Source organism: Arthrobacter sp. YC-RL1 (genome assembly GCF_001454985.1).
In the GTDB taxonomy this organism is placed as follows: domain Bacteria; phylum Actinomycetota; class Actinomycetes; order Actinomycetales; family Micrococcaceae; genus Glutamicibacter; species Glutamicibacter soli.
On record NZ_CP013297.1, the window covers coordinates 1,994,908 to 2,015,624 of the forward strand.

Annotated in this window: 16 protein-coding genes; 10 read left to right on the plus strand and 6 right to left on the minus strand. The window is 68.7% G+C overall.

Annotated features, from left to right (window positions below):
- Nucleotides 1-55: 55 nt before the first annotated feature.
- Both ATC04_RS09330 and ATC04_RS09335 read right to left on the minus strand, forming a co-directional pair.
- Nucleotides 56-925 carry an alpha/beta hydrolase gene (locus tag ATC04_RS09330; protein ID WP_047119164.1) on the minus strand — a complete coding sequence of 290 codons (870 nt, stop codon included), beginning with the start codon at nucleotides 923-925 and terminating at the stop codon, nucleotides 56-58.
- Nucleotides 926-935: 10 nt separating this feature from the next.
- The gene (locus ATC04_RS09335; RefSeq protein WP_082123902.1) at nucleotides 936-1,943 is read right to left on the minus strand and encodes a sugar-binding domain-containing protein; all 1,008 of its coding nucleotides are present in this window, start codon (nucleotides 1,941-1,943) and stop codon (nucleotides 936-938) included.
- Nucleotides 1,944-2,050: 107 nt separating this feature from the next.
- Here ATC04_RS09335 and ATC04_RS09340 point away from each other — a divergent pair, with 107 nt between their 5' ends.
- The 3 genes from ATC04_RS09340 to glpK all read left to right on the plus strand — a co-directional run bounded on the left by ATC04_RS09340 (nucleotide 2,051) and on the right by glpK (nucleotide 6,073).
- On the plus strand, nucleotides 2,051-3,727 hold the full coding sequence (locus ATC04_RS09340; RefSeq protein ID WP_082123901.1) for a glycerol-3-phosphate dehydrogenase/oxidase: 1,677 nt from the start codon (nucleotides 2,051-2,053) through the stop codon (nucleotides 3,725-3,727).
- Nucleotides 3,728-3,792: 65 nt separating this feature from the next.
- Nucleotides 3,793-4,521 (plus strand): MIP/aquaporin family protein, encoded by a 729-nt coding sequence (locus ATC04_RS09345; RefSeq protein WP_047119161.1) that lies wholly within the window; start codon nucleotides 3,793-3,795, stop codon nucleotides 4,519-4,521.
- Between the two features lie 31 nt (nucleotides 4,522-4,552).
- Nucleotides 4,553-6,073, plus strand: a complete 1,521-nt coding sequence (glpK, locus tag ATC04_RS09350) for a glycerol kinase GlpK (protein WP_047119160.1) — start codon at nucleotides 4,553-4,555, stop codon at nucleotides 6,071-6,073.
- Nucleotides 6,074-6,149: 76 nt separating this feature from the next.
- On the opposite strand, the gene ATC04_RS09355 is transcribed toward glpK, so the two are convergent.
- Both ATC04_RS09355 and ATC04_RS09360 read right to left on the minus strand, forming a co-directional pair.
- The gene (locus tag ATC04_RS09355) at nucleotides 6,150-7,964 is read right to left on the minus strand and encodes an HNH endonuclease signature motif containing protein (protein ID WP_047119159.1); all 1,815 of its coding nucleotides are present in this window, start codon (nucleotides 7,962-7,964) and stop codon (nucleotides 6,150-6,152) included.
- A gap of 88 nt (nucleotides 7,965-8,052) precedes the next feature.
- On the minus strand, nucleotides 8,053-8,556 hold the full coding sequence (locus ATC04_RS09360) for a hypothetical protein (RefSeq protein ID WP_047119158.1): 504 nt from the start codon (nucleotides 8,554-8,556) through the stop codon (nucleotides 8,053-8,055).
- A gap of 274 nt (nucleotides 8,557-8,830) precedes the next feature.
- Here ATC04_RS09360 and leuS point away from each other — a divergent pair, with 274 nt between their 5' ends.
- The 5 genes from leuS to holA are packed head-to-tail and all read left to right on the plus strand — an operon-like array spanning nucleotide 8,831 to nucleotide 16,333.
- The gene (leuS, locus tag ATC04_RS09365) at nucleotides 8,831-11,320 is read left to right on the plus strand and encodes a leucine--tRNA ligase (protein WP_197413526.1); all 2,490 of its coding nucleotides are present in this window, start codon (nucleotides 8,831-8,833) and stop codon (nucleotides 11,318-11,320) included.
- Between the two features lie 32 nt (nucleotides 11,321-11,352).
- Nucleotides 11,353-12,291, plus strand: a complete 939-nt coding sequence (locus tag ATC04_RS09370) for a DegV family protein (RefSeq protein WP_047119156.1) — start codon at nucleotides 11,353-11,355, stop codon at nucleotides 12,289-12,291.
- 15 nt (nucleotides 12,292-12,306) lie between these two features.
- The gene (locus ATC04_RS09375) at nucleotides 12,307-13,026 is read left to right on the plus strand and encodes a ComEA family DNA-binding protein (RefSeq protein ID WP_047119155.1); all 720 of its coding nucleotides are present in this window, start codon (nucleotides 12,307-12,309) and stop codon (nucleotides 13,024-13,026) included.
- A 10-nt stretch (nucleotides 13,027-13,036) separates the two neighbouring features.
- Nucleotides 13,037-15,307, plus strand: coding sequence for a ComEC/Rec2 family competence protein (locus tag ATC04_RS09380; RefSeq protein ID WP_047119154.1), 2,271 nt, complete (start codon nucleotides 13,037-13,039; stop codon nucleotides 15,305-15,307).
- 33 nt (nucleotides 15,308-15,340) lie between these two features.
- Nucleotides 15,341-16,333: a DNA polymerase III subunit delta gene (gene holA, locus ATC04_RS09385; protein WP_047119153.1), complete on the plus strand. Its 993-nt coding sequence runs from the start codon at nucleotides 15,341-15,343 to the stop codon at nucleotides 16,331-16,333.
- 159 nt (nucleotides 16,334-16,492) lie between these two features.
- Here holA and rpsT read toward each other — a convergent pair whose 3' ends face one another.
- Nucleotides 16,493-16,753: a 30S ribosomal protein S20 gene (rpsT, locus tag ATC04_RS09390; protein ID WP_047119152.1), complete on the minus strand. Its 261-nt coding sequence runs from the start codon at nucleotides 16,751-16,753 to the stop codon at nucleotides 16,493-16,495.
- 169 nt (nucleotides 16,754-16,922) lie between these two features.
- Entirely contained in the window at nucleotides 16,923-17,513 is a 591-nt protein-coding gene (locus ATC04_RS09395) for a type II toxin-antitoxin system PemK/MazF family toxin (protein ID WP_047119151.1), read from the minus strand.
- A 110-nt stretch (nucleotides 17,514-17,623) separates the two neighbouring features.
- Here ATC04_RS09395 and lepA point away from each other — a divergent pair, with 110 nt between their 5' ends.
- Together lepA and hemW are read left to right on the plus strand one after the other, a co-directional pair.
- Nucleotides 17,624-19,468 (plus strand): translation elongation factor 4, encoded by a 1,845-nt coding sequence (gene lepA / locus ATC04_RS09400; protein WP_047119150.1) that lies wholly within the window; start codon nucleotides 17,624-17,626, stop codon nucleotides 19,466-19,468.
- A gap of 4 nt (nucleotides 19,469-19,472) precedes the next feature.
- A complete protein-coding gene (hemW, locus tag ATC04_RS09405; protein ID WP_047119149.1) occupies nucleotides 19,473-20,702 on the plus strand; it encodes a radical SAM family heme chaperone HemW in 1,230 nt (409 codons plus the stop codon).
- Nucleotides 20,703-20,717: the final 15 nt, after the last annotated feature.

The window sequence follows — 20,717 nt, forward strand, 5'->3', positions numbered from 1 at the left end:
GCGGGTCACACCTTCATGACGAGGGCCGCGGACAGGCGCCGCCCCAGCTGCGTGCTTAACCGCCGAGCCCCTCCAGGAAGCGCCGCACCGCGGCCGCAGCCTGGGGCGCCTTCTCATAGTGGATCAGGTGGCCGACGTCGGGCAGCATCAGCAGCCGCGCGTCGGCGAACGTGGCGCGCAGCGCCTCCTGGGTGGCCGGGGAACCCAGCTCGTCCTGCTGCCCGCCGACCATCAGCGTCGGGATGCCGATGACCCGGGAGTATTCGCCCACGGTGTGGCTGATCGAGGCCAGGTAGGCTTCGGCCAGGGTATCGCGGGAGTGGAATCCGCCGAAGTACGCGCGGTGCTGGTCGCGCACGTAGCGGCGCATCTGCGGGTCGCGGCTCTTGGTCATCACCAGCGACATGCCGTCGGTGAACAGCCTCGATCGCAGCAGCGGCTCGCCGATGCCGGCCGGCAGCGCCGCGCACAGGGCGTAGTAGCCGCTGGTCAGCTGCGCCAGCAGCGCCTGGGAGGATTCCAGCGCCGGTTCGGAGATCGGATTGAGCAGGGTCAACGAGGCGAAGTCGCGCCCGGCGGCCAGCCTGGCGGCGATGACGGACCCGAAGGAGTGCCCGAGCAGGTGGGTGGCCGGGCCCAGCTGCAGCTCGTCGGCCAGCACGTCGAGCATCCGGGCGTAGCCCTCGACGTCGTGCGGGGCCTGGGTCATGGAGCTGGAGCTGCCGAAGCCGGGCAGGTCGGGCACCACTACGGTGTAGCCGGGAAGCTGGGCGATGATGCGGTCCAGCCCGTGGTGGTCGCCGCGGAAGCCGTGCACCGCGAAGAGCACGCCGCGCGATTCGGCAGGCACGGCCCGGTAGGTGAAGACCTTGGTGGCGGAGCCGAAGAGGCGGTGCGTGCTGACAAGTTGCGTGCGTGGGCTCATGCCTCAAATCCTACCCGTCCAGCAGCGCCAGGGCCGCGCCCTCGTCGATCACCAAATCGGTGATCAGCCCGCCGTTCAGCGCCCCGCGCACGGCATCGATCTTGCCCCGGCCGGCCACCACGCAGAAGCGCTGCGGCACCCGGCGCAGGGTATCGAGCGCGGGCCCGGTGGAGCGGGCGTTGATCCCGATCCCGGAGCTGTGCCCGTGCCGGTCGAAGAACACCGTCGCCACGTCGCCCACCACACCGATCTTCGCCAGCTGCGCGGTCTCCTGCTTGCTCAGGTAGCCGCCGCGGTAGACCTGCGAGGTGACATCCGACCCGGCCGCGCCCAGCGAGAACACCGCCAGGTTCATCTCCGACTGCACCTTGAGCACGCGCTTGACCGAGGTTTCCTGCCACATCGCCCGGCGCGTGGACGCGCGGTCGAAAAACGCCGGCACCGGGAACTGCTCGGTACGCGCGGTGAACGCCTCGCCGAAGCGGGTGAGGATCTCGCTGGCGTAGCGCACGCCGCTGGTGACAGGGTTCGCCGCGCCGTTCAGCTGCACGATCACGGTGTCGTGGGTGGGGTGGGAGCTGAGCGCGGTGGACACCGCCTGCATGGTCGAACCCCAGGCCACCCCGATCGTCATCGAGGAGGAGACCATCGCTCCTAGCTGGTGCGCCGCGTGCGCGGCGACGCGGGAGAGCAGTTCCGCGTCGTCCATGGCGCCGTCGGTGGGCACCACCTGCACGTTGATGCCGAAGCGCTCGGCCAGCCGGCCGGAGAGCTGGGCTGACATTCCGGCGCTGGGGGAGATGCTGATCGAGACCATGCCGGTGCGCTTGGCGTGGGTGAGCAGCCGCGAGACGGTCGAGCGGGAGGTGCCCAGCTCGCGGGCGATGACCTCCATCTTCAAATCCTGCAGGTAATACAGCTGGGCGGCGCGCAGCGCGTCCTTCTCACGGGTGCCGTACTGCACGGATGTGTCATGCGCAGGGCGCCGGTAGGGCCCTGCAGGGGGTGGTTTCTGCATCAATCTGACCATTTCTGCACGTTTGTGCAATTCATTTGACCGCTTTGCAAACTACCGACAACACTAACCCGTAGAACTACTCAATCGTTACAAAGGGGCAACACGTCGTGAATCGGGAACAGCTGGCCAAACTGCGCGAACGGCCCCAGGCACGGGTTCTGGTCGTCGGCGGCGGCATCAACGGTGTCGCCACCTTCCGCTACCTTGCCATGCAGGGTATCGACGTCGCGCTGGTCGAACGCGGAGACTACTGCCAAGGCGCGTCGGGCGCCAGCTCGCACATGATCCACGGCGGCATCCGCTACCTGGAAAACGGCGAGTTCCGCCTGGTGCACGAGTCGGTGCAGGAGCGCAATTCGCTGCTTCAGATCGCCCCGCACTACGTCAAGCCGCTGCAGACCACCATCCCGATCTTCTCCACCTTCTCGGGGATCCTCTCCGCTCCGATGCGCTTTGTGACCCACAAGTCCGGCAAGCCGACCGAACGCGGCGCCGCCCTGATCAAGGCCGGATTGGTGATGTACGACGTGTTCGCCGGAGTCGGCGGGCGCAACACCCCGTGGCACAACTTCAAGGCCGGCGCCGCGGCCCGCAAGGACCTGCCGGCCCTGCGCGACGACGTGAAGTACACCGCGACCTACTTCGACGCCTCGGTGCACAACCCTGAGCGCCTGACCCTGGACGTGCTGCAGGAAGGCCTGCGCGCCAACCCGGACGCCCGCGCCAGCAACTACGTGGAACTGGCAGGGGTCGACGGGGGCACCGCGCAGCTGCGCGACGTGCTGACCGGGCAGAGCTTCGACTTCGACGCCGAGGTCATCATCAACGCGACCGGCGCCTGGGTCGACGTGACCAATGAGCAGCTGGGCCGGAAGACCAAGTGGACCGGCGGCACCAAGGGCTCGCACATCGTGCTGGACCACCCCGAGCTGCTCGCGGCCACCGGCGGACGCGAGATCTTCTTCGAGCACGAGGACGGGCGCATCGTGCTGATCTACCCGATGCTCGGGCGCGTGCTGGTGGGCACCACCGACCTGGAGCACGACATGGCCGAGCCGGCGGTGTGCACCGAGGAAGAGGTCGACTACTTCTTCGAGCTGGTCCACCACGTCTTCCCGCGTATCACCGTGCGCCGCGAGCAGATCGTCTACAAGTTCTCCGGCGTGCGCCCGCTGCCGAACCACGACGACACCGCCCCCGGCTTCGTCTCCCGCGACTATCAGGTGCGCGAAACCCGGCTCACCGACACCACCACGATGCTCTCGCTGATCGGCGGCAAGTGGACGACGTTCCGCGCGCTGAGCGAGAACCTGGGCGGCAAGGCGCTGGAATTCCTGGGGGAGCGCGAGATCCGCTCCACCGCCGGCGTGCCGATCGGCGGCGGCAAAGACTTCCCGATGAACGAGGGCGAGCTGGCCGCCTGGTACGCCGCGCGCGAGAACGCCGCCGGGCGCGACCGCCTGCGGGTGCTGCTCGAGCGCTACGGCACCGGAGCGGACGCGGTGCTGGCCCAGCTTGGCGAGGACACCGCGCTGCAGCACTCCGACGAGCTGTCCTGCCAGGAGCTGGCCTACATGGCCGCCCACGAGCAGGTAGGCCGCCTGATCGACGTCTTCATCCGCCGCACCAACCTGGCCTTCCGAGGCCTGGTCACCAAGGATCTGGTCAGCGAGGCGGCACGCTGCCTGGCTGGGCCGATGGGCTGGGATGACACCCAGACCCAGGCCGAGATCGCCCATACGATCTCGGTCCTGGCAGGCAGCCACGGGGTCGACCTGGACTGAGCCTGCCGTTGCTGCCGGCGGCAGATCGCCGCCGGCAGGATGTGATATCACCTCAAAGGTCGAAGATGCCCATGCAAGTGTTCATTTCCGAATTCACCGGTACTTTTATCCTCGTTCTCATGGGCGCCGGCGTCTGCGCCAACGTCTCGCTGAAGGGCACCCTGGGCAGCGCCGCAGGGTGGGTCGCCATCAGCTTCGGCTGGGGCCTGGCCGTCTTCTCCGGTGTCTGGGTTTCGGCCCCGTCCGGCGCCCACCTGAATCCCGCGGTCACCCTGGGATTGATGGTGAACCCCGAAGCAACCGAGCTGGCCCCAGGCATCCCGAAGTCGGCAGCGACCGCGCTGGTCTACGTGGCCGCGCAGTTCATCGGCGCTTTCCTGGGCGCCGTCACCGCCTGGCTGGCCTACAAGAAGCACTTCGACGAGCCGGCCAACCAGGGCAAGGTGCTCGGAGTGTTCGCCACCGGCCCGGCCATCCGCTCCTACGGGTGGAACGTGGTCTCCGAAGCCATCGGCACCTTCGTGCTGGTGTTCGTGATCGGCGGCTTCGGCGGGACGCCGCACGGGCTCGGCCCGCTGGCGGTCGGCCTGCTGGTCGTCGCGATCGGCCTATCCCTCGGCGGAGCAACCGGATACGCTATCAATCCAGCACGTGACCTCGCCCCGCGTCTTGCGCATGCGGTGCTGCCGATCCCCGGCAAGGGGTCCTCGGACTGGGCCTACTCGTGGGTTCCCGTCGTCGGTCCGCTGGCCGGCGGAGCCTTGGGCGGCCTGGCCGTCGCCGTCCTGCTGTAATGCCGCACCCACTAGAGAAAGTTGATCGACAGTGAGCAACAAGTACGTCATCGCCATTGACCAGGGAACCACCAGCTCCCGCGCCATCGTCTTCGACCACGCCGGAGAGGTCGTCTCCGTGGGGCAGAAGGAGCACGAGCAGATTTTCCCGGCCGCCGGATGGGTGGAGCACAACCCGATCGAGATCTGGGACAACGTGCGCGAGGTCATCGGCACCGCGCTGGCCAAGGAGAACCTGACGCGCCACGACATCGAGGTCGTCGGCATCACCAACCAGCGCGAAACCACCGTGGTGTGGGACAAGCACACCGGTGAGCCGGTATACAACGCGATCGTCTGGCAGGACACCCGCACCCAGGACATCGTCGACGCGCTGTCCGCCGAGGGCGGGATCGAGCGCTACAAGGACCGTGTCGGGCTGCCGCTGGCGACCTACTTCGCCGGCACCAAGATCAAGTGGATCCTGGAGAACGTCGACGGGGCGCGCGAACGTGCCGAGGCCGGCGACCTGCTGTTCGGCACCACCGACACGTGGGTGCTGTGGAATCTGACCGGCGGGCCGGAGGGCGGCGTGCACACCACCGACGTCACCAACGCCTCGCGCACCCTGTTCATGAACCTTGAAACCCTGCAGTGGGACGAGCAGATCCTGGCCGACTTCGGGGTTCCCGCCTCGATGCTGCCGGCGATCAAGTCCTCCTCCGAGGTGTACGGCACGGTCGCCTCCAACCAGCTGCTGCGCGAGGTGCCGGTCGCCGGCATCCTGGGCGACCAGCAGGCGGCAACCTTTGGGCAGGCCGCCTTCGGCGCGGGCACCGCGAAGAACACCTACGGCACCGGCTGCTTCCTGATCTTCAACACCGGGCAGGAGATCGTCTCCTCGAGCAACGGGCTGATCACTACGCTGGCCTACAAGCTGGGCGACGCCGCCCCGGTGTACGCGCTGGAGGGCTCGATCGCGGTCGCCGGGTCGCTGGTGCAGTGGCTGCGCGACAACATCGGCATGATCGCCAGCGCCCCGGAGATCGAGGAACTGGCCAGCCACGTCGAGGACAACGGTGGGGTGTACATCGTGCCGGCGTTCTCCGGCCTGTTCGCCCCGTACTGGCGTTCGGACGCGCGCGGCGCGATCGTCGGGCTGACCCGCTTCGCGGACAAGCACCACATCGCCCGCGCGGCCCTGGAGTCCACCGCGTTCCAGACCCGCGAGGTGCTGGACGCGGTCAACGCCGACGCCGAGGTGCCGCTGACCGAGCTGAAGGTGGATGGCGGCATGGTCGCCAACGAGCACCTGATGCAGTTCCAAGCCGATATCCTCGGCGTGCCCGTGGTCCGCCCGAAGGTCACCGAGACCACCGCGCTGGGCGCCGCCTACGCGGCCGGCCTAGCCGTCGGGTTCTGGAAGGACCTGGGCGAGCTGGAGGCGAACTGGTCAGAGGACAAGCGCTGGGAGCCTGTGATGGGTGCCGAAGAGCGCGAACGCAGCCTGCGGCTGTGGAAGAAGGCCGTCACCCGCACCTTCGACTGGGTCGACGAAGACACCAAGGCCTAGCGTTTTCCCGACGGCCCAGCAGTCGGCCGACCACTGATCCCGGTCAACCACCAGGTTGGCCGGGATCCTTTTTCGTTCACCCGCGCCGGTCCGCGGGAGGATCCGTGGCCGGGGGCCCAGCGCCGCCGGGCGGGTCGTCGTCGAGCTGCAGGGCGCCCCAGTAGGTATTGCGCCGGGGCTTCTGCTCGGGATCAAGGTGCGGCGGCAGCAGCACTTGCGGCAGCCCGTTGACGTCGACCACTTTCAGCTGGCCGGAGTGGCGGCCGTGGTGCTCGTTGGAGCACATCGCCGCCCCGGAGTCGACGCTGGTCGTGCCGCCTTCCGCCCATGGCTTCTTGTAGTGGTCGATCTCCACCAGGTCCGGGGGCGTCGTGCATTCGGGCACAATGCACCCGCGATCACGGGCCATCACCGCCATCTTGATGTATCCCTGGTGGAAGCGCCTGGAGCGTCCGACGTCCAGCGGTTGGCTGTTGCCGCCCAGCACCAGCGGGATCACCCGGGCTGTGACCAGTAGTTTTCTCAGCTCGCCCGGCGGGATGTCCACCCCGTGGGCGCTGATGCCATGGGCCTCGGCCAGGTTCTGCAGGTCCTTGAGCCGCCGGTAGACCAGGATCTTCGGCACGATCGGCTTCGCGGCGCTCCCCGTGAACGACGTGGTGAGGATGGCCATCAGCGCGTTCAGCCGGCGCAGCGGGGCGTTCGGCTCCTCGGCGGCCGGCTCCTCGGCGTCGTTTTCATGTGGTTCGGCGTCGGGATCGGGCTTCGGACCGTCATCATCCGCTGCGGCGCCCGCTGGGGACTCCTGATCGGGCTGCTGGTCCGCGCTGCTGGAGGGCTCCGGGTCTTCCGCGGCCCAGTCGGGCATCGGCCCCTCGGGCTGGAGCCAGTCAGGCGTCGGCCGCTGATCGCCGGACGCGGTGCCCTCATTCTCCGCTGCGGGGGATTCCTGTTGTGCGGGGGAGTCCGGGGGCTCGGGCGAAACGGCCTGATCCGCGTCGGGCTTGCGCGCGTGCTTGCCGGCCTTGGTGCGTTTGCTGCCGGACTGGGCCGCTACCGAGCGCAGGTACTCCGCGTGGGCGGCCAGGGTGCGCAGGGTGAAGGTGTGCACACCCCGGACGACTGGCCCGATGAACAGGCCCAGGTCCGGCGGGAGCTTTTCCTCGTGCAGCTCCTTGTAGGTCTTGATCTGCGTGCCGATCTGCTTGCGCGCCTCGATCGGGCCGAGCTCGCGCAGCGCGTCGGCTGCATGCTCCTCCAGCAGCCTGCCGTCGGCCGCGCGGGCGGTGAGCGAACAGGGCACCCCGTCGAAGGTGGTGTCCGGTTTTTCGAGCTTCTCCAGGCTGCGGGCGGTGCCGGCGATGGCGCGGCGGTCGGCCTGGCCCTGGGCGTAGATGCTGGCCAGGTGCTCGAAGCGCGGCGCGCAGATGGTGCCCTGGGCGGTGCGCCGGCCGATGAGCAGGTGCGCGTCGTCGATCCGGCGTTGCGCCTCGAAATAGGTGATGCCCAGCCATGCGGCGAGCAGATCGCCGGCGGTCTTGTAGCCAGCCCGCCCGGAGGCGAACTCGGGCTCGGCCTCCAGATCGCAGGTTCCGGCGCGCAACGCATCGTAGGTCGCCAGACTGAGCCCGGCCGCGCCGGTGACCTCGGCCTCCAGCGCGCCGGCCAGCTGCTCGCGGTGCACCTGCTGGGCGAACTGCTCCACTAGCTGCGCATGGGCGAGGACCAGGCGGGGATCGCGCGCCTCGTGGACCAGCCGGCCGAGCGCGGTGAACAGTGCCAGGCACAGCGCGCCCAGGCGCACCAGCATGCCAGCGGTGAGCTGGGTCCCCAGATGCTTCGGGGAGGTGCACAAGGTGTGCAGCGCGGTGAGCAGGGCTTCGGTGGTCATGAATCCAGCCTCGGGCCGAAGCCGGCGGCGCGGGGGCAGGCGCCTGCGCAGTGTGGATAACCCGGCCAGCCGATTTTCCGGCTGCGGCCTAGGGCGCCGCGGAGGAGGGTGGCGAGGCAGGGTCCCCAGGCGCCTGCGGCAGCTCCGGATAGGCGTCGTCGGGCAGCGAGATGGTGAAGCCGGCGTCCCACACCGCGTGGCCGGTGACGGCGACCCGGCCCTCTCCCTCCGTGCTGCCCAGCAGCACGGAATAGGAGCTGCCCATCTGCTCGCCGACCAGCACCTGCACATTCTGCGGGGTGACCCCGGCGCCTGCCAGCAGCTCCCGGGTCCTGCCGAGCATGCTCGGCTCCAGCTCGACGCCGGCGTAGGGGGTTGCCACCCGGCAGGCGGCTTCCACGTCCTGGTCGTACGCGGCCTGGACCAGCTGGCGGCCGGCTTGCTCCAGGGAGGCGACAGGTTTCCTGCCGTCGCAGGTGTGCCCTTCGTAGGTGCCGAGCATGGCGCAGCCCGAGAGCAGGAGCGCGCCGACGGGCAGCAGCAGGCCCGGGGCGAGGACGCGGCGCGCACGGCGCGGGAAGCATGGGATCATGAGCCCATTGTGGCCGATGGCGCGATCGACCGCATCGATGTTTCAGGCGCGAAGGTGCCGCGGCGCGGACTGTGGGCAAGCTTGCGCTTCATCGATGCGGCATGCACCGCCCGGGGTGCGATAGAATCACCCTATGTATTCCCAGCGCGACCTAGTCTAAGAGCGGCCTGACGGCCGTACCCCCGAGTGGAAATTTGGGGGCTTTTGTTGTGTCTGGAAGCAGAAACCAGTTTTCCGTCAGGAAATTTTTCCGCGAATCTGTGAGAAGAGCTCAGTGACATCATCGACGAACGAGACCAGAACCTACGACTTCAAGGACATTGAGTCCAAGTGGCTACCGGTTTGGGACGAGCTAGAGGTGTTCAAGCCGGCCGACGACGGCACGCGTGAACGCCGCTACGTCCTGGACATGTTCCCCTACCCCTCGGGCGACCTGCACATGGGCCACGCCGAGGCCTTCGCCATGGGCGACGTCGTGGCTCGGTACTGGCGCTTGCGCGGCTACGATGTCATGCACCCGATCGGCTGGGACTCCTTCGGCCTGCCCGCGGAAAACGCAGCGATCAAGAACAACGCGCACCCCTCGGACTGGACCTACACCAACATCGACACCCAGGCCGCCAGCTTCAAGCGCTACGCCATCTCCGCCGACTGGGACCGCCGCCTGCACACCTCGGATCCGGAGTACTACCGCTGGACCCAGTGGCTGTTCACCAAGTTCTACGAGAAGGGCCTGGCCTACCGCAAGGACCACCCGGTGAACTGGTGCCCGAAGGACCAGACCGTGCTGGCCAACGAGCAGGTCGTCAACGGCGCCTGCGAACGCTGCGGCACGCAGGTGACCAAGAAGTCGCTGAACCAGTGGTACTTCAAGATCACCGACTACGCCGACCGCCTGCTGGAGGACATGGAGCAGCTCAAGGGCCACTGGCCCGAGCGCGTGCTGCTGATGCAGAAGAACTGGATCGGCCGCTCCGAAGGCGCCGAGGTGACCTTCGAGATCGAGGCGCACGATGAGAAGCCTGCGGTGAAGATCCCGGTCTTCACCACCCGCCCGGACACCCTGTACGGCGCGACCTTCATGGTGGTCGCCGCGGACGCGGACCTGGCCGGAGAACTGGTCACCGACGAGCACCGCGAAGCCCTGGAAGCCTACCAGGAGCAGGTCAAGGCGCTGTCCGAGATCGAGCGCCAGTCCACCGAGCGCGAGAAGACCGGCGTGTTCACCGGGCGCTTTGGCATCAACCCGCTCTCGGGGGAAAAGCTGCCGATCTGGGCCGCCGACTACGTGCTGGCCGACTACGGCACCGGCGCGATCATGGCAGTGCCCGCGCACGACCAGCGCGACCTGGACTTCGCCCGCACCTTCGACCTGCCGGTGCGCGTGGTCGTCGAAACCGGGCTGGAAGACCCGAACGAGACCGGCATCGCCACCGCCGGCGAGGGCAAGCTGGTGAACTCCGGTGAGCTGGACGGCCTGGAGAAGGCCGACGCGATCGCCAAGGCCATCGAGATCGTCCAGGCCGCCGGCACCGGCGAGCACACCGTGAACTTCCGCCTGCGCGACTGGCTGCTGTCCCGCCAGCGCTTCTGGGGCACCCCGATCCCGATCATCCACTGCGAGGCCTGCGGCGAGGTGCCGGTTCCCGAGGATCAGCTGCCGGTGCGCCTGCCCGATGACCTGCGCGGCGAGCAGCTGTCCCCGAAGGGCACCAGCCCGCTGGCAGCTGCAGAGGACTGGGTCAACGTGGCGTGCCCGAGCTGCGGCGGCGCCGCGAAGCGCGACACCGACACCATGGACACCTTCGTGGACTCCTCCTGGTACTTCCTGCGTTTCGTGTCCCCGAACTACACCGAAGGCCCGTTCGACCCGAAGGCCGTGCGCGACTGGATGCCGGTGGGGCAGTACGTCGGCGGCGTCGAGCACGCGATCCTGCACCTGCTGTACTCCCGCTTCTTCACCAAGGTCATCTACGACCTGGGCCTGATCGACGTGCAGGAGCCGTTCAGCGCGCTGCTGAACCAGGGCCAGGTGCTCAACGGCGGCAAGGCCATGAGCAAGTCGCTGGGCAACGGCGTGGACCTGGGCCAGCAGCTGGACAAGTTCGGCGTGGACGCGGTGCGCCTGACCATGGTGTTCGCCTCCCCTCCGGAGGACGACGTGGACTGGGCCGACGTCTCGCCGTACGGTTCGCAGAAGTTCCTGGCCCGCGCCTGGCGCGTGGCCCAGGACGTGGCCAGCGCCCCGGGCGTGGACTACGCGGCAGGGGACAAGGCGCTGCGCCAGGTCACCCACCGCACCGTGCACGAGTCCGCCGCGCTGCTGGATTCGGGCAAGTTCAACGTGGTGATCGCCAAGACCATGGAATTGGTCAACGCCACCCGCAAGACCATCGACTCGGGCGCCGGCGCGGCCGATCCGTCGGTGCGCGAGGCCGCGACCGTGGTCGCCCAGCTGCTGAGCCTATTCGCCCCGTACACCGCCGAGGACATGTGGCAGGCGCTGGGCTACGCCCCGAGCGTCGTGACCAGCGCCTGGCCGGACGTGGACGAGTCGCTGCTGGTGGATGACACCGTCACCGCCGTGGTGCAGATCAAGGGCAAGGTGCGCGCGCGCCTTGAGGTCCCGGTGGACATCTCCGAGGACGCGCTGCGCGAGCAGGCGCTGGCCCACGAGGCCGTCGTGCGCATGCTCGACGGGAAGGCGCCGCTGAAGGTGATCGTGCGCGCCCCGAAGCTCGTGAACGTGGTCCCGGCGCCGTAGGTCCGGCCCGACGCGTACCGTAAGCTCAAGACATGACTGAGCGATCCAAGAGCCCACGCACGGGCTGGCTGCACAAGCTGCTGGCCCCGCGTGGGCTTTCTGGCACCCGGATCGGGGTGGTGACCGATTCGGCCTCCTGCCTGCCGCCGGCCCTGCTGCAGGCCCCGGACTTCATCCAGCTGGGCATCCCGATCATCGTGGACGACCATGTGCACGGCGAGGACACGACCGCGCTGATGATGGGCCTTGCCATGGGGCAGGCGGTGAAGACCTCGCGCCCGGCCCCCGGCGAGTTCGCCCGCGCCTACCGCCAGCTGGCCGAGGCCGGCTGCCAGGCGGTCATCTCCATCCACCTCTCGGCGGGGCTGTCCGGAACCGTCGACGCCGCCCGGCTGGCCGCCTCCGAGGCGCCGGTGCCGGTGAGCGTGATCGATTCGCGCACCGTGGCCATGGCCCAGGGCTTCGCGGTGGCCGACGTGCTCGCCGCGCGCGACGCCGGCGCCGGGCTGGGCCTGCTGGAGCAGATCGCCTCCGGCGCGGCGGTGAACCGCGTGTACTTCGCGGTGCCCTCCCTGGAGCAGCTGCGCCGCGGCGGGCGGATCAGCGCGGTGTCCTCGGTGTTCGGCAACCTGCTGAACGTCAAGCCGATCCTGGGCATCGCCGGCGGGGTGATCGCCCCGCTGGAGAAGCCGCGCTCCTTCGCTCGCGCCCAGGCGCGACTGGTGGCCCTGGCCCAGCGCGACGCCGCCGCGGCGACGGGCCCGGTGCGGCTGGGCGTGATGCACTTCGGCGCCGCGGAACTTGCCACCGAGATCGCCACCGAGCTGAACCCCTACTGCGAGGGCGAGGTGCTCATCGAGTCGCTGCCGGCGGTGCTGGCCGCGCACACCGGCATGGGGGTGCTCGGCGTGGCAGTGGCCCCGCTGTATCCACAGCCCGCGCCGCACCAGGGGCCTGCGGCCTCCGGCTAGCCCAGACTGGGGTCCATGGGGCGCCATGACTTCTTCAGCAGGTACGCGCCACGTGCCTCGCGGCTGCGTTTTGCCGTGAGCCGCGTGGCGGTGCTCGTGCTGGTGCTGGTGGTGCTGGCCTGGATCGGGCTATCCATCCTGCTGGCCCCGCCGCCGACCACCACGCAGCTTGAGACCGTGCCGCTGGTCTCCGACCCCTCGCCGCCGCCCGCCTCCGCAACGCCGAGCACGGCGGCTGCTGGCGCCCTGCCTTCGGGCACCGCCGCGCCGGGGAACTCCGAGGGCGCGGTGACCGTGCACGTGGTGGGTGCGGTGAAGAAGCCCGGGGTGTACACCCTGCCCGCCGGGGCGCGCATCGTCGACGCGCTGGAGGCGGCCGGCGGCATGCGGCGCACCGCCCGCCCCGAACTGCTGAATCTCGCCGCCCGGCTGGCCGACGGCCAGCAGATCGTGCTGCCCGGCAGCGCGGACGCCCAGGCCGCCCCGCCCTCCGCCGCCGGCTCCAGCGCTCCGGTGCATGGCACGGACGGCGGCGCAGCCGGCGGGAAAATCTCGCTGAACAGCGCCGACGCGCAGCAGCTGCAGGAATTGCCGGGCATCGGGCCCGCGCTGGCCCAACGCATCATCGACTTCCGCGAAGCCCATGGGCCGTTCGCCTCCGTGGAGGAGCTGGACGCGGTCTCCGGCATCGGCCCGGCGGTGCTGGGCAACCTGCGCGAGCTGGTGCAGCCATGAGGTGCTTGTAGTGCGCACCGACTTCCGCGGGCTGTGGCTGCTTGCCGGGGCCTGGCTCGCCGCGCTGCTGCAGCCCCCGGGGTGGGCGGTGCTGGCCCTGCTGGGCGCCTTCGCCGGGCTGTTCGCGCTGCTGCTGCGCGCCCGGCACGACGCGCCGCATGCGGCCCCGTGGTTCACCGGCCCGCTGGTGCTGCTGCTCGGCGCGCTGGCGGTGCTCGGCACGAACCTCGGCGCCGCCGAATGCACCCTGCCCGAACCAGGGGACCAGCAGCGCCGCATCACCGCGCACTTCGAGGACCCGCCGCGGCCCGCCGACGGCGGCGGGGTCGCCGGCGCCGCCCTGCTGACCGGCTACCAGCACCGCGGGCACTGGCAGCGGTGCCCGATCCCGATCTACCTGGCCCTGGCCGCCCCGCTGCCGGGCCACGCGCGGGAGTTCACCGTGATCGCCTCGCTGCAGCCGGCGCAGGACTCCGGCAGCTTCACCTGGTGGGCCCGGGCCGACAGCGAGCCGAAGGTCACCAGCTGGCAGCCGCCCACCCCCGCCTCGAATCTCAAGGAGCGCTTCGCCGCGCAGCTGGTCGGGCTGCCGCCGAACGCCAGGGCGCTGCTGCCTGGCATGCTCTACGGGGACCGCTCCGGGCAGGACCAGGCCCTGGGCGAGGCGATGAAGGGCAGCGGGCTGAGCCACCTGACAGCGGTCAGCGGGTCGAACATCGCCCTGGTCGGCTCGATGCTGATGGTGCTGCTGCGGCTGTTCGCCGTGCCCCGGGTGCTGACCGGGGTGCTGATGGCCGCCGGGCTGGGGCTGTTCGTCGCCTTCGTGGGGCCCGATCCCAGCGTGCTGCGCGCCGGCCTGATGGGCACGATCGCGGTGTTCTCGCTGCTCTCCGGGCGCGGCCAGGGCTCGCTGGGCATCCTGGGGCTCAGCGCCGCCGTGCTGCTGCTCGTGGACCGATCGCTGGCCGCCGAGCCGGCGTACGCGTTGTCGGTGCTTGCCACCGCCGGCATCATCATGCTTGCCCCGCCGCTGGCCGAACTGGCAGCACGCATCCTGCCCGCGCTGCTGGCCGAACCCACGGCCATCTGCGTCGCAGCCCAGTTCACCTGCCTGCCGGTGGTGATCGCGCTGAACGCCGACTTCAGCCTCTACTCGCTGCCGGCGAACCTGCTCGCGGCCCCGCTGCTGCCGGTGATCACGGCGCTCGGGGTGGCCGCGCTGCTGCTGTGCACCGTGATTCCCGGCGCAGCGCACGTCCTGGCCTGGCTGATCGGCTGGCCGGCCGAGGCGATCGGGCAGCTCGCCCACCTGGCAGTGCGGCTTCCCGGGGCCAGCCGCCCGTGGCCCGAGGGGCTGCCGGGCATCGTCGTCGCTGCGGGCATCGCGGTGGTCTTCTGCGTGCTGCTCATCTCCGGCAGCCAGACCGAGCGGCTGCGCGTGCGCCGCACCTGCCTGGCGCTGCTCGGGGTGCTGGCGGTGTTCCTGGCCGCGCTGGTGCTGCCGGCGACGCTGTTCTGGAAGCCCCCGCTGCACGATCCGTGGACCATCGCCATGTGCGACGTCGGGCAGGGCGACGCGCTGGTGGTCCGCGATGGCGAATCCTCCGGCTGGCTCATCGACGCCGGGCCGCCGGGCGGCGGGGTCTCCGGCTGCCTGCGTCAGCTGGGCATCACCACGCTGAGCAAGGTGTTCATGACCCACCAGGACGCCGACCACTTCGGCGGCGTGCCGGAGCTGGAGTCCTCGGGCATCACGCTGGGGGAGCGCCTGGTCTCCGCCGGCTTCCCCGAGGCGCTCTGGCAGCCGCACCGGGTGCTGGTTCCGGGGGACACCGGGCAGGGGCACGGCGTGTCCTACCGGGTCATCGGGCCGGATCCCGCCCTGGTGCCGGGGGCCGAGCCGAACGACATCTCGCTGGTGCTGCGCTTGAGCTTCACCCGCGGGGACCGGCAGATCGACTTCCTCACCGCCGGGGACATGGAGGAGCATGCCATGCACCGGCTGCTCGCCGCCAGCCCGCAGGGGAACGCCACGATCCTCAAGGCCTCGCACCACGGCGCCCGCAACGGCGGGCAGGAGCTGATCGAGGCCGCCCGGCCCCGGGTGTTCCTGGTCTCGGTGGGCGCGGAGAACACCTACGGGCACCCCAACCAGGGCATCATCGACACCGCGCAGCGCCTGGGCGCCCAGGTGCTGCGCACCGACCAGCTGGGCACCGTTCTGCTCACATTGGATGCCGACGGCGTGCACGCGGCCTCGCTGGGGGCGCCGGTTCGGTAGGATCGAAGTATTGCCCCAGCACTAAGGAGTTCGATGGCACGCGCCCAGGCCAATCCCGGGATCTCTTGGCGAGACCTCACCCCGCAGCCGCTGATCCTGCTCTCCGGCTCGGAGCAGTACCTCGCCTCCCGGGCCTTCGAACTGCTGCGCGCCCAAGCCGCCTCCCGCGAGGACATCGCGCACACCCGGCTGAACGCGCAGAGCTACGAGCCCGGTGAGCTGCTGCTGGCCACCAGCGCCTCGCTGTTCTCCACCGCGAACCTGGTCGAGATCCACGACCTGGCGAGCATGAACGAGTACTTCCTGAAGGACGCGCTGGCGTACCTGAAGAGCCCGGCGCCGGAGAACGTGCTGATCATGCACCACTCGGGCGGCACCCGCGGCAAGAAGCTGCTGGACGCCATCAAGGCCGCCGGCGCGGTGATCGTGAATTGCCAGCCGGTGAAGAAGGACGCGGAGAAGATCGAGTTCGTCACCGCCGAGTTCAAGGCCGCCAAGCGCCGCATCACCAACGACGCGGTCAAGGCCCTGGTCGCCGCGGTCGGCAATTCGCTGGCCGAGCTCGGCTCCAGCTGCTCGCAGCTGATCCAGGACACCACCGGCACCATCGACCAGGACGTGGTCGACAAGTACTACGGCGGCCGCGTGGAAGCCACTGCCTTCACGGTCGCCGACGCCGCGATCGCCGGCAACGCCCAGGTTGCGCTGCGCACGCTGCGCCACGCGCTGAGCACCGGAACCGACCCGATCCCGATCGTCGCCACGCTGGCCATGAAGGTGCGCCAGCTGGCCAAGGTGCTGGGCGTGAATGAACCCGCCGCAGTGCTGGCTTCCCAGCTGGGCATGGCCCCGTGGCAGGTGCAGCAGGCGCAGCAGCAGGCCCGCGGCTGGAAGCGCTCGGATCTGGCGGCCTGCGTGGAGACGATCGCGCAGACCGACCGCATGGTCAAGGGCGGGGGACGGTCGCCGGGCTACGCACTGGAACGCGCGATCCTGTTCATCGCGGGCAAGGCCCCGCGCCACTAGCCTGAACCCACCAAGGCGCTGCCAGAAACTGGCGGCGCCTTCGTCGTAGTCCGGCTGAACAGCTGCAGCGGCTGCAGGTTGCCCGGAGTGCAGCACACAGAGGGCAAAACAAAACCCCCGGAACCGAAGTTCCGGGGGAGTTGCAAAGTCTAGCTGCGCTTAGAGGGCGTTAACCTTCTTGGCCAGGGCCGACTTGCGGTTAGCGGCGTTGTTCTTGTGCAGAACACCCTTGCTAACAGCCTTGTCCAGCTTCTTGCCGGCCAGACGCAGTGCGTCGGTTGCCTTGTCCTTGTCACCGGCAACCACAGCTTCGTTCACGCTGCGGATAACGGTCTTGACCTCGGAGCGGACAGCTACGTTACGCAGGCGTGCCTTCTCGTTGGTGAGGATGCGCTTCTTCTGGGACTTGATGTTTGCCACTTAATAAACTCTCTCGTTTATCGTCTTATACGGTCGGTAGAGGGTTCATCCTTCAGGCCATCGACTGAGCGGTGTGGGGCACCTATGGCGACCCGAAGGGGGCGTGTCGCCCAACCTGCGCGACACACAAGAGTTAACTCTAGCAGAACGGGCTCCCAACGGCGACCGCTCAGCGGCGGTTGTTTAGGACCTTCACCACATTGCGGAAGCGGTCTTCGTCGAGGATTGCGCCTTCGCGCCGCACCGCGTTCTGGGACAGCCGGATGATGCGGTCGAGCTTCACCTCGCTGGGGCGCCGTTCGCGATCCCAGGAGCCGGTGCCGATGTCCAGGTAGTTCGGGTTGTGGTGCTGCGAGTTGTTCTTGTCCTTGCTGGTGAGCATCAGGCCCAGCAGCCATCCGCCCTCGCGCCCGATGACCAGCACCGGCCGGTCCTTGCCCTGGGAGTGGTCCTCCTCGTAGGGGACCCAGCCCCAGACGATCTCTCCCGGGTCTGCATCCCCGTCCATGCTGGGGTTGTAGTCGTAGCGGACGGTTCCGGTGAAGTCCCCGGGGTAGTCCGTGCTGGTGCCCGCCGCCGGGGCGGGTCGATGGCCGTGGTGGGCGGGTCGAGCGCTTTGCGCGGCGGGACGATGGGAGGTCGAGGCGCCGCTTCGCTGCGGCTTGGCACCGCCCGATTTGGTGCTCTTGGTGCTGGAGGAACTCAGTTCCTTGACCGCGCGGAGGATGAAGTCGAATATCTTCTGTGCATTCAATGCCATGCACCACAAACTATCAGTGCGCGCCGCGGGGAATATGTCCTCACCCGCAAATCATGACAGAATAGGCGTAATTCAATCATGTCTGCTCATTGCTAGTGAGGTCTGTTTAGGTGTCTCCATTGGCCCGCACCGCTCCGGTGCCTGCCGCGACCGATCCGTCGCTTATCCGTAACTTCTGCATCATCGCGCATATCGACCATGGCAAGTCCACCCTGGCCGACCGCATGCTGCAGCTGACCGGCGTGGTTTCTGCGCGCGAAATGAAAGCGCAGTACCTGGACCGCATGGATATCGAGCGCGAGCGCGGCATCACCATCAAGTCCCAGGCGGTTCGCATGCCATGGGAGGCCGACGGCACGGCCTACGCCCTGAACATGATCGACACCCCGGGCCACGTGGACTTCACCTACGAGGTGTCCCGCTCGCTGGCCGCCTGCGAAGGCGCGATCCTGCTGGTGGACGCCGCCCAGGGCATCGAAGCCCAGACGCTGGCGAACCTGTATCTGGCGATCGAGGGCGACCTGACGATCATCCCGGTGCTGAACAAGATCGATCTGCCCAACGCGCAGCCTGAGAAGTACGCGGCCGAACTGGCGAACCTGATCGGCTGCGAGCCTGAGGAAGTGCTGAAGGTCTCCGGCAAGACCGGCGAAGGCGTCGAGGCGCTGCTGGACGAAGTCATCAAGCAGCTGCCTGCCCCGGTCGGCGAGGCCGACGCCCCGGCCCGCGCGATGATCTTCGACTCGGTCTACGACACCTACCGCGGCGTGGTCACCTACGTTCGCGTGGTCGACGGCAAGCTGGAACCGCGCGAGCGCATCCAGATGATGTCCACCGGCACCACCCACGAACTGCTGGAAATCGGTGTCTCCTCCCCGAATCCGATCCCGTCCAAGGGCCTGGGAGTGGGCGAGGTGGGCTACCTGATCACCGGCGTGAAGGACGTGCGCCAGTCGAAGGTCGGCGATACCGTCACCAACTCGCTGAAGCCCGCCACCGATTCCCTGGGTGGCTACGAAGAGCCCAAGCCGATGGTGTTCTCCGGCCTGTACCCGCTGGACGGCACCGACTACCCGGCGCTGCGCGACGCGTTGGACAAGCTGCAGCTGAACGACGCCGCGCTGATCTACGAACCGGAAACCTCCGTGGCCCTGGGCTTCGGCTTCCGTGTGGGCTTCCTGGGCCTGCTGCACCTGGAAATCACCCGCCAGCGCCTTGAAAGCGAATTCAACCTCGACCTGATTTCCACCGCCCCGAACGTGGTGTACGAGGTCATGGGCGAGGACAAGCAGCTGATCACGGTGACCAACCCCTCGGAATTCCCGGACGGGAAGATCCTCGAGGTGCACGAGCCGATGGTCGCCGCGACCATCCTGGCCCCGAGCGAGTTCATCGGCGCCGTCATGGAGTTGTGCCAGTCCCGCCGCGGCACCATGCGCGGCATGGACTACCTCTCCGAGGACCGCGTGGAAATGCGCTACCACCTGCCGCTGGCCGAGATCGTGTTCGACTTCTTCGACCAGCTCAAGTCCCGCACCCGCGGCTACGCCTCGCTGGACTGGAAGGCCGACGGCGAGCAGGTCGCGGACCTGGTCAAGGTCGACATCCTGCTGCAGGGCGATACGGTCGACGCGTTCTCCGCGATCACCCACCGCGACAAGGCCTACAGCTACGGCACCATGATGACCTCGAAGCTGCGCGAGCTGATCCCGCGCCAGCAGTTCGAGGTGCCGATCCAGGCCGCGATCGGTTCGCGCATCATCGCCCGCGAGAACATCCGCGCGATCCGCAAGGACGTGCTTGCCAAGTGCTACGGCGGCGACATCAGCCGCAAGCGCAAGCTGCTGGAAAAGCAGAAAGAAGGCAAGAAGCGCATGAAGATGGTTGGCCGCGTGGAGGTCCCGCAGGAGGCGTTCATCGCCGCGCTGTCCACCGATGAGCCGAAGAAGAAGTAGCTAGATGCCCTCAGTATTGCCTGACGGCGATCCGGCTCCGGCCGATGGTCTGCTCCCCGCAGCGTGCGCGCACGGTGCGGCGGAGCGGACCATGTCCTTTTATGTCCACATTCCGTTCTGCACGGTGCGCTGCGGCTACTGCGATTTCAACACGTATACCGCCACCGAGCTGGGCAATGGCTCCAGCCAGGCCACCTACGCTGCCACGGTGGGCCAGGAGATCGGCTTCGCCCGCGGCGTGCTTGACCGTTCCGGGGTACCGCACCGCGAAATCGACACGGTCTTCTTCGGCGGCGGCACCCCGACCCTGCTGCCCGCCTCGGACCTGGTTTCGGTGCTCGGCCGGATCCGCGACGAGTTCGGCATCAAGCCCGGCGCTGAAATCACCACCGAAGCCAACCCGGACTCGGTGAGCCGCGAAAGCCTGCGTCAGCTGGCCGACGGCGGGTTCACGCGCGTGTCCTTCGGCATGCAGTCAGCCGTGCCGCATGTGCTGAAGGTGCTCGAGCGCACCCATGACCCGGCGCGCGTGCCGCAGGCCGTGGCCTGGGCCCGCGAAGCAGGGCTGGATGTCAGCGTCGATCTGATCTACGGCACCCCGGGGGAGTCGCTGGCGGATTGGCGTACCAGCATCGAGGCCGCGCTGAGCTACGAGCCGGACCATATCTCCGCTTATGCGCTGATCATCGAGGACGGCACCAAGCTGGCCGCGCAGATCCGCCGCGGCGAGGTTCCGGACATTGACGACGACGACCACGCGGAGAAGTACCAGCTGGCCGATCAGCTGTTCGAGGCCGCCGGCCTGCAGTGGTACGAGGTGAGCAACTGGGCGCGCGGCGAAGAGCATGCCTGCCGCCACAACATCGCCTACTGGCAGGGCGGGGACTGGTGGGGCGCAGGCCCCGGCGCGCACTCGCATGTCGGCGGGCTGCGCTGGTGGAACGTCAAGCACCCGGCCGCCTACCAGCAGCGCATCGACGGCGGCATCTCGCCCGGACACGGCCGCGAGTTCCCTGACGCGCAGGCAGTTCAGCTCGAACGCACCATGCTGCTCACCCGGCTCAGCTCCGGCATGCAGATCAGCGAACTGGAATCCGCCGGCCGCACCAAGGTCGCCGGGTTGATCGCCGACGAGCTGATCGATGCCAAGGCAGCGTTCGCCGGACGCATCGTGCTAACGCAAAGAGGCCGGCTCCTGGCCGACCTCGTGGTGCGTGAACTGCTGGATTTCTAGGACGTTCGCAAGCGC

Coding starts and splice junctions, on each gene's coding strand:
- ATC04_RS09330 (WP_047119164.1), bottom strand. CDS start 925: ATGAGCCCACGCACGCAACTTGTCAGCACGCACCGCCTCTTCGGCTCC.
- ATC04_RS09335 (WP_082123902.1), bottom strand. CDS start 1,943: ATGCAGAAACCACCCCCTGCAGGGCCCTACCGGCGCCCTGCGCATGAC.
- ATC04_RS09345 (WP_047119161.1), top strand. CDS start 3,793: ATGCCCATGCAAGTGTTCATTTCCGAATTCACCGGTACTTTTATCCTC.
- ATC04_RS09355 (WP_047119159.1), bottom strand. CDS start 7,964: ATGACCACCGAAGCCCTGCTCACCGCGCTGCACACCTTGTGCACCTCC.
- ATC04_RS09360 (WP_047119158.1), bottom strand. CDS start 8,556: ATGATCCCATGCTTCCCGCGCCGTGCGCGCCGCGTCCTCGCCCCGGGC.
- ATC04_RS09370 (WP_047119156.1), top strand. CDS start 11,353: ATGACTGAGCGATCCAAGAGCCCACGCACGGGCTGGCTGCACAAGCTG.
- ATC04_RS09375 (WP_047119155.1), top strand. CDS start 12,307: ATGGGGCGCCATGACTTCTTCAGCAGGTACGCGCCACGTGCCTCGCGG.
- holA (WP_047119153.1), top strand. CDS start 15,341: ATGGCACGCGCCCAGGCCAATCCCGGGATCTCTTGGCGAGACCTCACC.
- ATC04_RS09395 (WP_047119151.1), bottom strand. CDS start 17,513: ATGGCATTGAATGCACAGAAGATATTCGACTTCATCCTCCGCGCGGTC.
- hemW (WP_047119149.1), top strand. CDS start 19,473: ATGCCCTCAGTATTGCCTGACGGCGATCCGGCTCCGGCCGATGGTCTG.